We start from the raw sequence: 13,866 nt of genomic DNA on the forward strand, positions 1-13,866 counted from the left end.
TGGATCTAGCGTGGGTGCGTGACCAGAGCGCTGCGCCTGGACGGCGTCGACCGCAGCTTCGGCGACCGGCAGGTACTCAAGAACGTGTCCTTCGAGGTGGCCGCCGGCCGCATGACCGGCTTCGTGGGCGCCAACGGCGCCGGCAAGACCACCACCATGCGCATCATCCTGGGCGTGCTCGCCCCGGACGCGGGCGACGTGAGCTGGGGTGGCGCGACGTTGACCCGGCAGGATCGGCGGCGCTTCGGCTACATGCCCGAGGAGCGGGGCCTCTACCCCAAGATGACCGCGCGGGAGCAGGTGACCTACCTGGGCCGGTTGCACGGCCTGGACGCCGCCGCCGCGCGACGCGCCACCGACGCCCTGCTGGAACGGGTCGGTCTCGCCGAACGGGGCGACGACCTGCTGGAGACGCTGTCGCTGGGCAACCAGCAGCGCGCCCAGATCGCCGCCGCTCTGGTGCACGATCCGGAGGTGCTGGTGCTCGACGAGCCGTTCTCCGGGCTGGATCCGCTGGCCGTCGACACGGTCGTCGCCGTGCTGCGGGAACGGGCCACCGCCGGTGCTCCGGTGCTCTTCTCCAGCCACCAACTCGATGTGGTCGAGCGGCTCTGCGACGACCTGGTGATCATCGCCGACGGCGTGATCCGGGCCGCCGGCAGCCGGCAGCAACTGCGCGACACGTACACCGTGCCCCGCTACGAGCTGGTCGTGGCGACCGACGCCGGCTGGGTACGCGACGAACCCGGGGTGACCCTGGTCGAGTTGGACGGCGCGCGGGCGGTGTTCGACCTGCCGGCCGGCGCCGACGAACAGTCCGTGCTGCACGCCGCGCTGGCCCGAGGCCCGGTCCGCGCCTTCCGCCCGGTCAGCCCCTCGCTCACCGAGATCTTCCGAGAGGTCACCCAGTGAACGTCACCCAGGCCACCCGGCTGGTCGCCGAACGCGAGATCCGGGTCAAGCTGCGCGACCGTACCTTTTTGTTCGGCACGCTCTTCTTCCTGCTGATCGCCGCGGCGGGCACGATCCTGCCGCCGCTGCTCTCCGGTGGACCGGACAGCGTGGCGGTCACCCAGGGCGCCGCCGATCCGCTGCGGGCCGCCGGCCTCGACGTCCGCGTCGTGCCCGACGACCGGGCCGCCGAACAGGCCGTCCGCGACGGGGACACCGACGCCGCGGTGGTCGCCGGCCGACGGTGCTCGCCATGGACGAGGCACCCGACGACGTCGTACGCGCACTGAGCAGCGCGCCGCCGGTGCGGCTGCTCGACCCGGACGCGGTCGACCCGGTGGTGGCGTTCCTGGTGCCGTTCGTCTTCGCGTTCGTCTTCTTCGTCACCTCGCAGACGTTCGGTGTGCAGATCGCGCAGAGCGTCACCGAGGAGAAGCAGACCCGGATCGTGGAGATCCTGGTGGCCGCGGTGCCCGTCCGGGCGCTGCTGGCCGGCAAGGTGGTGGCCGGGGCGCTGCTGGCGCTGGGCCAGATCGCGCTGATCGCGGTGGTCGCGGTGATCGGTATGGGCATCGGCGACAGCGGCGGTCTGCTCACTCTGCTCGCCCCGGCGATCGGCTGGTTCGTGCCGTTCTTCCTGCTCGGCTTCGTGCTCCTGGCGGCGATGTGGGCGGCCGCCGGGGCACTGGTCAACCGGCAGGAGGACATCGCCGGGGTGTCGACCCCCGTGCAGCTCGCGGTGATGCTGCCGTTCTTCGCGGTGATCTTCCTGAACGACAACGCCGAGGCCATGCGGGTGCTGTCCTACCTGCCTTTCTCGTCACCCACGGCGATGCCGCTGCGGCTGTTCACCGGAGACGCGGCCGGCTGGGAGCCGTTCGTCTCGCTGGCCCTGCTGCTGGTCAGCGCCGCGGCGTTCCTCGTCGGTGGCGCGCGGATCTACGAGGGGTCGCTGCTGCGGACCAACGGTCGGACGTCGCTGCGCACCGCGTGGCGGGAGCGGGAGACGATCGGCTGAGTCGACGGTCCGCCCGGGCGGGCGCGGGCGTCCTTCTCGGACGCCGGCGCCCGCTGTCGTTCGGCACCGTCCCGACCATGCGTTCGGCAGCTGCGAACAGGGCGAACGCTCCTACGCTGAGCCGATCCACAGGGCAACGGCCTGGTCGTCGCCCGGACCGGAAAGGCTCTCCATGACCCCATCGAGCGGCCCGCGACACCGCGCACGGCACCTGTGGCGTCTGCTCAGCGCGGTGCTCGCGGTCGTCACGGGCCGGACGGGAGCGGCGTGTCGTCACCTGGCGGACTCGCAGTGCCAGTGGCCGAAGCCGCCGGTCCGCGACCAGACACCCCGGGCCGCCCGGATGTTCCATCCCGGGTCCAGCGCGGTCCGGCGGTCGACGCCGAACCGGGACAACTCCATGTCGCTGAACTGGAACAGCCCCCAGCGGCGCGACCCGTCCGCCTGGACCTCCACCCGGTACGGGTCCAGTCCGGACAGGCACCGAGCCAGCTCGACCGCCCGGGCCGGATCCTCCGGGAACAACTCGCGGACATACTTGCCGATCCGGTCTTCCGGCCAGACGGTCGTCGCCACCGGATCACCGGCCAACTCGTCGAGCACCTGCCCGTCCGCGGTGCCGCTGACCGGCATTCCGCCCAGCGCCTGGAAGGCGATCACCCGGCTGGTGGTGTCCGGGCCGAACCAGCCGTCCGCCGCCACCGGCAACCCGCTGGCCACCAGCCGTTCCTGAAGGTTCAACACGCAAGGGCCGTACATGCCCTGGCGCAGGACCAGCGGGCAGCCTTCGGTCGGGCCGTCCGGGCCGCCCTGCTGGGACACCAGCACTCCGGACGCCCCCACCGTCAGCGCGCCGAGCAGCGCGAACACCGCCAGCCGAAGCCGTCGACGGGCCGACCGGGGCGCCCTGGGTGTCGGTCGCCGAGGCGCGGGCGGGTCACCGGCGCGAGGCGGTTCGAGGATCGCGGACGGGTCGACAGCCGCCGGCGGGTCGGCAGCCGCCGGCGTTTCCTCAGTCGCTGGCGTTTCCTCAGCCGCCGGCGATTCCTCAGTCGCGCGGGCGGCGGGCTGCGCCGCCCACGTCTCACCGTGCTCACGCTCGCCGAGGCGGGCCTCGATGTCGCGCCGCAGCGCCACCCACCGCTCGATCTCGGCCGCCGTCGTACCGCAGGCTGCCAAGAACGCCACGACGGTCCGTTCCCGGGGCAGCGTGGTCCGCCCCAACATGGTGGCGAGGGTGCTCGGCGGCAGCCAGTGCCCTTCCGACGAGGCCCGCCGGAGATCTCCCGGTAGGTCAGTCCGGACCGTCGACGCACGTCCCGCAGCAGCGCGACGTACCCGACCGCAGTCTGCGGATCTCGGGCAGTGTCATCCATCGAAATCTCCCCGTGTCGACGATGTCGTCGGGTCCGGACCGGCGGCGGTTCGCACCCGACGGCCGAACGCCGTTCGGCGGCGCGGCCATCGAGAATCGACGCTAGATAAGACGGCTGGCGGGGACAATGCCCTGGTCACAGCGGCAGGACGTCCGGGCAGCTCAGCGGCCCTTGTCCGGGTTCTGTCCGACCACGTCGGACAGTTGTCCGACGGCGACTTGCCGGACGCCTTGCGGTGTCTGGAGAATCGGGCAATGACCACGGGGGACCTACGACCGGACGACGCAGCCAACCCGGCCGAGTTCGTCGACCTGCTGCGCCAACTCAAGGACCGGTCGCGGCTGACCTACCGGCAACTGGAGCAACGCGCGGCCGCCTCCGGTGACGTGCTGGCCCGCAGCACCGCCGCCGACATCCTGCGTCGGTCCACCCTGCCGCGAGCCGAGGTGGTGGCCGCGTTCGTCCGCGCCTGCGGCGCGCAGGATCAGGTCGAGGCGTGGCTGCGGGCACGCAACCGCCTCGCCGCCGGTGGGTTCGCCCCGACGTCGCCGGCACCGGACGTCCCGCCGGTCGACGTGGACGCGACGGCGGCCCCGCGGCGTTCCGGCCCGGCCCGGCCACGCTGGTTCGCGCGACCCGCGCCGCTGGCGCTGCTCGTCGTCGCCACCCTGCTGGCCGCGCTCGGTGTGGGCGCCTGGATCATGCGACCCGACGACGAGCAGCGAAGGGCCGCGCAGCTCACCGAACCGACCGCGTCGGCCGGTGGCCCCGCCTCGACCACCGCCGGCGGCAGCGCCAGCGCGTCGAGCACACCGAGTGCCGGCCGCAGTCAGATCCGTCCCGCCCGCACCCCGCGATTCTGTGTCACCGAGGGACGTGACCGCACCGGCCAGTACACCAAGGAGATAGCGGTCCAGCGGCCCTGCGCGCAGGCCACCCCACCGGACACCCATTTGAAACCGGTGGACCACGGGCTGTACTTCATCGAGTGGATCCACCCCGTGCACGGGGAGGGCTGTCTCACCATCCGCGAGGACGATCCCGGCCGGAACCTGCTCGAACCCTGGGAAGACTGCAGCGCGAGCAACTGGGCGCAGGTGTTCCGCTTCGAGCCGACCGGATCGGCGCCAGACGCGTACCGCATCCGGCCGGCCCGTACCGAGCTGTGCGTCGGCCTGCGCGACGACGACACCGACGTGTCGGCCGAGGCGCTGGTCGAACCATGCACCGGCGGCGCGGACCAGGTGTTCCTGGTCGACGCGCTCCCCGGAGGCTGACGACGACGCGGGTCAGCGGGCCGGCGGGACCTGGTCCCAACCGGCGGGCAGCGGAGGCGCGACCACGCCGGGTCGGGCTGCCACTGCGCCCAGGCCGGGTCCCACCAGCGCTCACCGGCGTCGAGCTGCGCCGCGATCCGGTCACCCTCGCCCCGGATGGCGTCCGCCATGCCCGGGTAGCGCCCCTCGACGAGGCGCTGCGCGAACATCTCCACGTCCTTCCAGACGTACCCCTCGGCGTCCGCGGCCCACCACAGGTCCAGCTCGTGGTCGAGGGTGTCCACCCCGATCGGCGTACGCCGCACCGGGTCCTGGAGATTGAAGTACCAGCCGGCGAAGGCGCGCTCCGGCCCCGTCCAGAACACGTCCACCGAGTGCGACTCGCCGGGTCGTTGCAGCATCAGCTTGCCGTGCCCGGACCACGCACGGTGCCCCGCGGTCTCCCACGGGTGCCGCCCGCACGGGAACACACCCGCCTGCGGGAAGCCGAACTCGGCCCCCGGCGGGAGGTAGAGGGCGAGCAGGTCGGGCGTGTCCTCGACGCAGATCGTCGGGCAGCCGAACCACACCTCGCCCCGCAGGACCTCGCGCCGGACGACCACGTCGCCCGGCGCGAACCGTCGTTCCGTCGCCATCCTCAGGCGTCCACCGCGGCCATCACGTCGTCGCTGACGTCGAAGTTCGCGTAGACGTTCTGCACGTCGTCGCAGTCCTCCAGGACGTCGATCAGCTTGAAGATCTTGCGGGCGCCCTCCTCGTCCAGCGGCACGTTCATGCTGGGGATCAGGGAGGACTCGGCCGACTCGTACTCGATGCCGGCGTCCTGCAACGCGGTACGCACACCGATCAGGTCGGTCGGCTCGGAGACCACCTCGTACGCCTCACCGAGGTCGTTGACCTCCTCGGCGCCGGCGTCGAGGACGGCCAACATCACGTCGTCCTCGGTGGTGCCCTCCTTGGGGACGATCACCACGCCCTTGCGGGAGAACATGTACGACACCGAGCCGGCGTCGGCGAGGGACCCGCCGTTGCGGGTGAGCGCCGTGCGCACCTCGGTCGCCGCGCGGTTGCGGTTGTCGGTGAGGCACTCGATGAGCATCGCCACGCCGTTGGGGCCGTACCCCTCGTACATGATCGTCTGCCAGTCGGCGCCGCCGGCCTCGAGGCCGGAGCCGCGCTTGACGGCGCGATCGATGTTGTCGTTCGGCACCGAGCTCTTCTTCGCCTTCTGGATGGCGTCGTAGAGCGTCGGGTTACCGGACGGGTCGCCGCCACCGGTCCGCGCGGCCACCTCGACGTTCTTGATCAGCTTGGCGAACATCTTGCCGCGCTTGGCGTCGATGACGGCCTTCTTGTGCTTGGTCGTCGCCCACTTTGAGTGGCCGGACATCTTCTACCTCCGTCTGTCATTCCACGCCTGCGTCGACTGCCGCACCGATTCCGCGCCGCATCCGGCGATCCGGCGGCCGGTCGGCTCCGCGGGAAATGCCGCGCCGGGCGACGGCCCTGCCGAACCGCCGCAATCTTACCGAGGTCGCACCCCGGCGTGTCACACCCGCCACCCGCCCGGGCTGCCGAGCCGCGCCGGGGGGTCCGCTCAGGCGGCGCGGACCAGCTCCGCGAAGTACGCGTGCACGCGCAGGTCACCGGTCAGCTCGGGGTGGAACGAGGTGGCCAGCAGGTTGCCCTGCCGCACCGCCACGATCCGGTCGGCGGCCGGGCCGCCGGTCACCGTGCCGATCACCTCGACACCGGCGCCGACCCGTTCGACCCACGGCGCCCGGATGAAGACCGCGTGGAACGGCTCCCCCGGCACCCCGTTGATCTCCACCGCCGCCTCGAACGAGTCGACCTGGCGACCGAACGCGTTGCGTCGCACCGTCATCTCGATGCCGGCGAAGCCCCGCTGGTCGGGGCGGCCGTCCAGCACCTCGGCGGCCAGCATGATCATGCCGGCGCAGGACCCGTAGACCGGCATCCCGCCGGCGATCCGCTTGTCGATCGGCTCGCGCAGCTCGAAGATGTCGACGAGCTTGCTGATGGTGGTGGACTCGCCCCCGGGGATCACCAGCCCGTCGACCGCGTCCAGCTCCCCCGGGCGGCGGACCGGGCGGGCGTCCGCACCCACCGCGGCCAGCGCCGCCAGGTGCTCACGGACGTCCCCCTGTAGCGCGAGCACACCGATCACGGGTGCCGTCACGTTCGCACCATTCCTCTCCGCGTCGCGCCGTTCGGGCGGGCGTCGGCCGTCACCAACCCCGCTCGGCCAGGCGGTGCGGCTGCGGGATCTCGTCCACGTTGATGCCGACCATCGCCTCGCCCAGACCGCGGGACACCTTCGCCAGCACGTCCGGGTCGTCGTGGAAGGTGGTGGCCTTGACGATCGCGGCGGCCCGCTGGGCCGGGTTGCCGGCCTTGAAGATGCCGGAACCGACGAAGACGCCCTCCGCGCCGAGCTGCATCATCATCGCCGCGTCCGCCGGGGTGGCGATGCCGCCCGCGGTGAACAGCACCACCGGCAGCCTGCCGCTCTCGGCGACCTCCTTGACCAGCTCGTACGGGGCCTGCAACTCCTTGGCCGCGACGTACAGCTCGTCAGCCGGCAGTGAGGAGAGCCGGCGGATCTCCTGACGGATCTTCCGCATGTGGGTGGTGGCGTTGGAGACGTCACCGGTGCCGGCCTCACCCTTCGAGCGGATCATGGCCGCGCCCTCGGTGATCCGGCGCAACGCCTCGCCCAGGTTGGTCGCACCACACACGAAGGGAACCGTGAACGCCCACTTGTCGATGTGGTTGGCGTAGTCGGCCGGGGTCAGCACCTCGGACTCGTCCACGTAGTCCACGCCCAGCGACTGGAGGATCTGCGCCTCCACGAAGTGCCCGATGCGAGCCTTCGCCATCACCGGGATGGAGACCGCCTCGATGATCCCGTCGATCATGTCGGGGTCGCTCATCCGCGACACCCCACCCTGCGCGCGGATGTCGGCGGGCACCCGCTCCAGGGCCATCACCGCGACCGCGCCGGCGTCCTCAGCGATTTTGGCCTGTTCGGCGTTGACCACATCCATGATCACGCCACCCTTGAGCATCTCCGCCATGCCCCGCTTCACGCGAGCGGTGCCGACGACGGGAGTGGTGCCGGTGGTCGGGGCAGTGGTTTCAGGCACGGGACATCGCTCCTCGAACGTGCTCTGGGGGTGGCAGCGAAAATGCTACGCGGCACTCAACGCCACGCCGACAGCCAATCAGACCCCCGGTGGCCTGCGGTGTGGCACTGCTCACCGGCCCGCCGGCGACCGCCCGCCGTCAGCTCGCGGGCACGTCCGCGGGCACCGTCAGGGTCGGATCGTCGATGTCGAAGTACCGCGGCCACTCCCGGCCCCGCCCCATCCGCAACAACCGCACCAGCGGGCGGCCGCGCGCCGAGCGGGCGTCACGGACCAGGTCGGTGTGCACCTGCCGGGACAGCGCCAGCCGGCGACTCGCGGCGATCACCGCCGCGCAGTCCGGATCGGCCGGATCCAACCGCACCGTCCGCAACTGCCGGGTCAGGTCGTTCTCCGCCGCCTCCCGCTCGTCCGGCTGGGCGTCCAGGGCGACCCGGGCCGCCGCGTACAACTCGACGCCGAAGCGGCGCTCCGCCAGCACGGCGGCGGCCGCCGCCCGGCGCAACAGGTGGGCGTCGAGAGCCCGGGCCGCCAGCTCCGCGCGGCCCTGCAACCGCTCGACCCGCCCCGCGGTCCAGATGAGGTACGCCGCGACCAGCCCCACGACCACGCTCGCGGCCACCACCCACCACATGTGCCGCATCGTAGTGCTGCTCCGTTCGCCTCCGATTAGGCGCGCTCACGCCGGTCGCAACCGTCACGATCGCACCACCCGTCACCACCGGCTCAGCCCAGCCCCACCCACTCCTGGTCGATGACCCGCCCGTCGGTCGCCTCGATCGCCGCTGCGTATACCTCCAGAACACGGCGAGCAACCACCGGCCAGTCGAAATTCGCCACCACCTGATCGCCGCAGGCGCTCAGACCGGCCCGGCCGGCCGGATCGTCCAGCAGCTCGGTCAACGCGTCCCGCAACCCCACCGGATCGCCGGTCGGGAAGAGCCGCCCGGCCCGCCCGCCGTCGAGCACCCGCCGGAACGCGTCCAGGTCACTGGCGACCACCGTCGTACCGGCCGCCAGCGCCTCGGTGAGGATCATGCCGAACGACTCGCCACCGGTGTTCGGCGCCACGTAGAGGTGCACACTGCGCAGCATCCGCGCCTTGTCCGGTTCGGTGACCAGGCCGAGGAAGGTCACCCGCTCGTGCAGCTCGGTCGGGAACTGGTCGTACAGGTCGTCGGGGTCACCCGGGCCGGCGACCAGCAACCGCAACCCGGGACGGGTGTCGGCCAGCGCCACGAACGCGTCCCGTAGCACCGGGAAACCCTTGCGCGCCTCGGTGAACCGGCCCAGGAAACCCAGCGTGCCGCCGGTGCCCTCAGCGCACTCCCCCGGCCAGCCCGGCAACGGCTCCGCGTCGGCGAACTTGGCCACCGCCACCCCGTTGGGGATCTCCACCGCGCCGCCGTCCATGTGCTCGACCTGCACCTTGCGGGCCAGCGCGCTCACCGCGATGCGGGCGGTGATCCGCTCCAGCACGATCTGGAGGACGCCCTGCGCGGCGGCCAGCACCCGCGAGCGGGTCATCGCGGTGTGGAACGTGGCCACCACCGGCCCGCGCGCGGAGAGGACGGCCAGCAGCGACAGGCTCAACGTCAGCGGCTCGTGCACGTGCAGCACGTCGAAGTCCCCGTTGGTGATCCACCGCCGCACCCGGGCCGTGGAGACCGGCCCGAACGCGATCCGGGCCACCGAACCGTTGTACGGCAGCGGCACCGCCCGCCCGGCCGACACCACGTACGCCGGCAGCGGGGAATCCTCGTCGGCCGGGGCGAGCACGCTGACCTCGTGGCCCAGGGCGATCAGCGCCTCGGCCAGGTCCATCACGTGGTTCTGCACCCCGCCCGGAACATCGAAGGAGTACGGGCACACGATGCCGATCCGCATGCGTCAGCGCCCCTCGTCCGCGACTGCGGGACACCACCTCACCGTGCCCACCCCCTCAGGACCGACCGGCAGACGGCGAGGGCAACGCCGTGCCGCCCCCCGACCCCCGCTGGTCCAGCCACATCCGCTGCAACATGTGCCAGTCTTCCGGATGCCGGGCGATACCCGCCGCCAGATGGTCGGCGATCAGCTGCGTCAATGATCGGACGCGCTGGTCCAAAGGCCCCACCTCGGGCCCCGGCACCGGCAGCGGACCGGCGAGCGACGCGCACGCCGCATCCGGCTCGTACCACATCGAGGCCACGTAGAGCGGCGCGCCGGTGTGCAGCGCCAACAGCGCCGGACCGGCCGGCATCCGGGTCTTCGCGCCGAAGAAGTCCACCTCCACGCCCCGGGCGGAGAGATCCCGGTCGGCCAGCAGCGGCACCACCGCACCGGCACGCAGCCGGTCCAACAACACGTCGAACGCCGGCCGCGACCCGCCGTGGGTGGGCAGGATCTCCATCCCGAGGCCCTCCCGGAAGGCCAGGAACCGCTCGTAGACGCCCTCGGGCAGTCGCTCGGCGACCGTGGTGATCGGCCAGCCGGTGGCCGCCACCCAGGCGCCCGCGGCGTCCCAGTTGGCGGCGTGCGGCAGCGCCACCACCGCACCCCGACCGGCGGCCACGTCGGCGGCGAGCAGCTCGGCACCGTCGAGCCGGAACCCGGACAGGATCTGCTCCCTGCTCAACGCGGGCAGCCGGAACGCCTCCATCCAGTACCGGGCGTACGAGCGCAGCCCGCGCTTGACGAGATCGTCCAACTCGGCGTCGGGCAGCTCCGGGCCGACCACCCGGCGCAGGTTCGCGCGCAGTCGGGCCGTACCCCCGCCGCCGGCGCGGTGGGCGCGGTCCGCGCCCGCCTTGAACGCCGCCGCCACCAACGGCCGGGGAAGGGCACGGACCAGCCGCCAGCCCGCGACGAAGCCCAGCTCGGTGAGGTTCACGCGACCCGGCCGTCGGTCGCGCTTCGCCGCGCCTCGCGGGCCCGTCCCCTCACGCCTGGCCGTCCGGCTGGAGCTGCTGGGCCTGGCGGTAGACGTGCGCCACCCGCTGCCCCACCGTGAAGATCGACACGGCGGCGAGCAGCCAGAGCGCGATCTCCAGCGCCGGTCGGACCCCGACGCCGGTGAGGAGCCCGCCGACCCCGACGATCAGCAGCCGCTCGGTGCGCTCGGCGATGCCCACGTTGCAGGTCATGCCGAGCCCTTCGGCGCGGGCCTTCACATAGGAGACGAGCCCACCGGCGGCAAGGCAGAGCAGCGCGGCGGCCACCCCGGAATGGTCACCCTCGGTGGCCAGCCAGTACGCGACGGCGCCGAAGACGGCGCTGTCGGCGACCCGGTCCATGCTCGAGTCGAGGAACGCTCCGAACCTGGTGGAGCCGCCGCTCATCCGGGCCATCGTCCCGTCGAGCAGGTCGGTGAGCGCGAACACGGTCACGATCAACGCGCCCGCGACCAGGTGGCCGCGAGCACCGAAGCCGAGCGCGCCGACGAGCACACCAACGGTGCCCGCGACGGTGACGGCATTGGGGGTGACGCCCGCGCGCAGCAGGGCGCGAGCGATCGGCTCGACGACGCGGGTCATCCCCGCGCGGGCCGACACTTGGAAGATCTTCGCCATGGCGGTCCCCACGATAACGGTCCGCCCAGGTCCGGCGATACGGCCGGTCCCGCCGACCCGCCCGGAGCAGGCTTGTGCCTACCCGACAACGGGTGTGAGATCGAGCCGGGAGGTGAGCCAGCTCACCCGCCCGCCCGTTGAGTTCCCGCTGTGCAGCAGACCACCGGAGGATATCGCCGCGCACTCGCCCCGGGCCGCTTCCCGTCGCGCGGCGGTCGCCACCCACCACCGGCTGAGGGAGGTGCGCCCCATGGCGCAGAAAAATCACGAGAAGGGGTCCACCGGCGGCACGCCGGTGGTGACCGAGCCCGAGCGGCTTCGCAACGTGGTGCTCGTCGGGCACTCCGGAGCGGGCAAGACCACCCTGGTCGAGGCGCTGCTAGCCGCCACCGGCACCATCGGCCGGGCCGGCAGCGTCGTCGAGGGCACCACGGTCGGCGACCACGACCCGGCGGCGGTACGCCAGCAGCGCTCGGTGAGTCTGTCCTGCGCGCCCCTGCTGCACGACGGCATCAAGGTCAACCTGCTGGACACGCCCGGCTACGCCGACTTCGTCGGCGAACTGCGCGCCGGGCTGCGGGCCGCCGACGCCGCTCTGTTCGTCGTCTCCGCGGCCGGCGGCATGGACGCGGCGACGGTGGCGCTCTGGGAGGAGTGCGCGGCGGTCGACATGCCCCGCGCCGTCGCGGTGGCCCGGCTGGACCAGCCCCGCGCCGACTTCGACGAGACGGTGGCGCTCTGCCAGCGGGTCTTCGGCGACAACGTGATGCCCCTGTACCTGCCGATGCTCGGCGACGACGGTGTCTCCACCGAGGGCCTGCTCGGCCTGATCACCCGCCGGGTCTTCGACTACACCGCCGGGCTGCCCGCCGACGTACGCGACCCGGACCCGGAGCACCAGCCCGCCATCGACGAGTCCCGCAACGAGCTGATCGAGGGGATCATCGCCGAGAGCGAGGACGAGACCCTCATGGACCGTTACCTCGACGGCGAGGAGATCAGCACCGAGGTGCTCATCGAGGACCTGGAGAAGGCCGTCGCCCGCGGCCACTTCTACCCCGTGGTGCCGGTCTGCGCCGAGACCGGCGTCGGCCTGGACGCGCTGCTGGAGGTGCTGACCGCCGCGTTCCCGTCGCCGCTGGAGCACGAACTGCCCGCGGTCACCGGCGTGGACGGCTCACCCCGTCCACCGCTGACCTGCGACCCGGCCGGGCCGCTCGTCGCGGAGGTGGTCAAGACCACCGTCGACCGGCACGTCGGCCGGGTCTCGCTGGTCCGGGTCTTCTCGGGCACGCTGCGCCCCGACCAGACCGTGCACGTCTCCGGGCACGGCATGGCCGAGCGCGGGCACCCCGACCACGACGCCGCCGAGCGGGTCGGGCACATCTACACCCCGCTGGGCGCGACCCTGCGCGAGGTGCCGCTCTGCGTCGCCGGCGACATCTGCGCGATCACCAAGTCGGGCAGCGCGGAGACCGGCGACACCGTCTCCACCAAGGACGACCCGCTGCTGATCGCACCCTGGGAGATGCCGGAGCCCCTGCTGCCGGTGGCCATCGTCGCCCGTAGCCGCGCCGACGAGGACGCCCTCGCCCGCAACCTGGCCCGACTCGTCGCCGGTGACCCCACCCTGCGACTCGAACGCAACCCGGAAACCCACCAGCTGGTGCTCTGGTGCATGGGCGAGGCCCACGCCGACGTGGTGCTCGACCGGCTACGCGCCGGCGGCGTCGAACTGGACACCGAACCGGTCAAGGTGTCGCTGCGCGAGACGCTGACCGTGCCGGCGGCGGGGCACGGCCGGCACGTCAAGCAGTCCGGCGGCCACGGCCAGTACGCGGTCTGCGACATCGAGGTGGAACCCCTGCCCCCTGGCAGCGGCTTCGAGTTCGTCGACCGGGTCGTCGGGGGCGCCGTGCCGCACAACTACATCCCGTCGGTGGAGAAGGGCCTCCGCACCCAGATGGAACGCGGCCTGGTCGCCGGCCACCCCGTGGTCGACCTGCGGGTCACCCTCGTCGACGGAAAGGCGCACAGCGTCGACTCGTCCGACGCCGCCTTCCAGACCGCCGGCGCGCTCGCGCTGCGCGACGCCGCCGAACGCGGCCAGCCGGCCCTGCTGGAGCCCATCGACGAGGTCACCATCCGGGTCCCGGACGGTTCGGTGGGCACCGTGATGGGCGACCTGTCCGGCCGACGCGGCCGGGTGCTCGGCACCGAACCGGACCCCGACGCCGAGGGCCGCACCCTCGTCCGCGCCGAGGTGCCGGCCATCGAGTTGCTCCGGTATGCCGTGGAGCTGCGCTCGATGACCGCCGGCACCGGCACCTTCCGACGCCACTTCGTCCGCCACGACCCGATGCCCACCCACCTGGCCGACCAGGCCCGCAAAGAACAAACCCCCTAACCCGGCCCCTCTCCCAGCCGGTCGATCATGGAGTTGTGGTGGGCGGAACGCGAACGTATGCCCGATTTGCGGGGCACCACAACTCCATGATCGACGCGAGCGGGGGCGGGGGCGGGGGC

11 protein-coding genes and 2 pseudogenes are annotated in these 13,866 nt (G+C 72.4%); 4 read left to right on the forward strand and 9 right to left on the reverse strand.

The genetic code is table 11. From position 1 onward, the window contains the following. Positions 1 to 18: 18 nt before the first annotated feature. A complete protein-coding gene (locus JNW91_RS06595; protein ID WP_203174024.1) occupies positions 19 to 912 on the forward strand; it encodes an ABC transporter ATP-binding protein in 894 nt (297 codons plus the stop codon). Continuing rightward, a pseudogene (locus JNW91_RS06600) lies at positions 909 to 1,969 on the forward strand (ABC transporter permease). Before JNW91_RS06595 ends, JNW91_RS06600 begins: the two are co-directional and overlap by 4 nt. A gap of 273 nt (positions 1,970 to 2,242) precedes the next feature. Here the strand turns inward: JNW91_RS06600 and JNW91_RS06605 are convergent. Continuing rightward, the gene (locus JNW91_RS06605; RefSeq protein ID WP_203174025.1) at positions 2,243 to 3,196 is read right to left on the reverse strand and encodes a peptidoglycan-binding domain-containing protein; all 954 of its coding nucleotides are present in this window, start codon (positions 3,194 to 3,196) and stop codon (positions 2,243 to 2,245) included. A 403-nt stretch (positions 3,197 to 3,599) separates the two neighbouring features. Here JNW91_RS06605 and JNW91_RS06610 point away from each other — a divergent pair, with 403 nt between their 5' ends. Beyond that, entirely contained in the window at positions 3,600 to 4,622 is a 1,023-nt protein-coding gene (locus JNW91_RS06610; RefSeq protein WP_203174026.1) for an RICIN domain-containing protein, read from the forward strand. 284 nt (positions 4,623 to 4,906) lie between these two features. On the opposite strand, the pseudogene JNW91_RS33505 reads toward JNW91_RS06610, so the two are convergent. The 8 genes and pseudogenes from JNW91_RS33505 to pgsA all read right to left on the reverse strand — a co-directional run. Beyond that, a pseudogene (locus tag JNW91_RS33505) lies at positions 4,907 to 5,257 on the reverse strand (DUF402 domain-containing protein); the annotation flags it as partial. A gap of 2 nt (positions 5,258 to 5,259) precedes the next feature. Then, positions 5,260 to 6,012 (reverse strand): YebC/PmpR family DNA-binding transcriptional regulator, encoded by a 753-nt coding sequence (locus JNW91_RS06620; RefSeq protein WP_203174027.1) that lies wholly within the window; start codon positions 6,010 to 6,012, stop codon positions 5,260 to 5,262. A gap of 207 nt (positions 6,013 to 6,219) precedes the next feature. Beyond that, on the reverse strand, positions 6,220 to 6,822 hold the full coding sequence (gene pdxT / locus JNW91_RS06625) for a pyridoxal 5'-phosphate synthase glutaminase subunit PdxT (protein ID WP_203174028.1): 603 nt from the start codon (positions 6,820 to 6,822) through the stop codon (positions 6,220 to 6,222). Positions 6,823 to 6,871: 49 nt separating this feature from the next. Beyond that, positions 6,872 to 7,789: a pyridoxal 5'-phosphate synthase lyase subunit PdxS gene (gene pdxS, locus JNW91_RS06630; RefSeq protein ID WP_203174029.1), complete on the reverse strand. Its 918-nt coding sequence runs from the start codon at positions 7,787 to 7,789 to the stop codon at positions 6,872 to 6,874. Positions 7,790 to 7,928: 139 nt separating this feature from the next. Continuing rightward, positions 7,929 to 8,432 carry a hypothetical protein gene (locus tag JNW91_RS06635; protein WP_203174030.1) on the reverse strand — a complete coding sequence of 168 codons (504 nt, stop codon included), beginning with the start codon at positions 8,430 to 8,432 and terminating at the stop codon, positions 7,929 to 7,931. A gap of 83 nt (positions 8,433 to 8,515) precedes the next feature. Then, positions 8,516 to 9,676: a glycosyltransferase family 4 protein gene (locus JNW91_RS06640; protein ID WP_203174031.1), complete on the reverse strand. Its 1,161-nt coding sequence runs from the start codon at positions 9,674 to 9,676 to the stop codon at positions 8,516 to 8,518. 55 nt (positions 9,677 to 9,731) lie between these two features. Beyond that, entirely contained in the window at positions 9,732 to 10,661 is a 930-nt protein-coding gene (locus tag JNW91_RS06645; protein ID WP_203174032.1) for a phosphatidylinositol mannoside acyltransferase, read from the reverse strand. A gap of 49 nt (positions 10,662 to 10,710) precedes the next feature. Further along, complete coding sequence (pgsA, locus tag JNW91_RS06650; RefSeq protein WP_203174038.1) at positions 10,711 to 11,340, reverse strand: phosphatidylinositol phosphate synthase; 630 nt, start codon at positions 11,338 to 11,340, stop codon at positions 10,711 to 10,713. Positions 11,341 to 11,590: 250 nt separating this feature from the next. On the opposite strand from pgsA, the gene JNW91_RS06655 reads away from it, so the two are divergent. Next, the gene (locus tag JNW91_RS06655; protein WP_203174033.1) at positions 11,591 to 13,747 is read left to right on the forward strand and encodes an elongation factor G-like protein EF-G2; all 2,157 of its coding nucleotides are present in this window, start codon (positions 11,591 to 11,593) and stop codon (positions 13,745 to 13,747) included. Positions 13,748 to 13,866: the final 119 nt, after the last annotated feature.

The organism is Micromonospora parastrephiae (assembly GCF_016802865.1).
GTDB lineage: Bacteria > Actinomycetota > Actinomycetes > Mycobacteriales > Micromonosporaceae > Micromonospora > Micromonospora parastrephiae.

Coding starts and splice junctions, on each gene's coding strand:
- pgsA (WP_203174038.1), bottom strand. CDS start 11,340: ATGGCGAAGATCTTCCAAGTGTCGGCCCGCGCGGGGATGACCCGCGTC.
- JNW91_RS06635 (WP_203174030.1), bottom strand. CDS start 8,432: ATGCGGCACATGTGGTGGGTGGTGGCCGCGAGCGTGGTCGTGGGGCTG.
- JNW91_RS06640 (WP_203174031.1), bottom strand. CDS start 9,676: ATGCGGATCGGCATCGTGTGCCCGTACTCCTTCGATGTTCCGGGCGGG.
- JNW91_RS06620 (WP_203174027.1), bottom strand. CDS start 6,012: ATGTCCGGCCACTCAAAGTGGGCGACGACCAAGCACAAGAAGGCCGTC.
- JNW91_RS06610 (WP_203174026.1), top strand. CDS start 3,600: ATGACCACGGGGGACCTACGACCGGACGACGCAGCCAACCCGGCCGAG.
- JNW91_RS06605 (WP_203174025.1), bottom strand. CDS start 3,196: ATGTTGGGGCGGACCACGCTGCCCCGGGAACGGACCGTCGTGGCGTTC.
- JNW91_RS06655 (WP_203174033.1), top strand. CDS start 11,591: ATGGCGCAGAAAAATCACGAGAAGGGGTCCACCGGCGGCACGCCGGTG.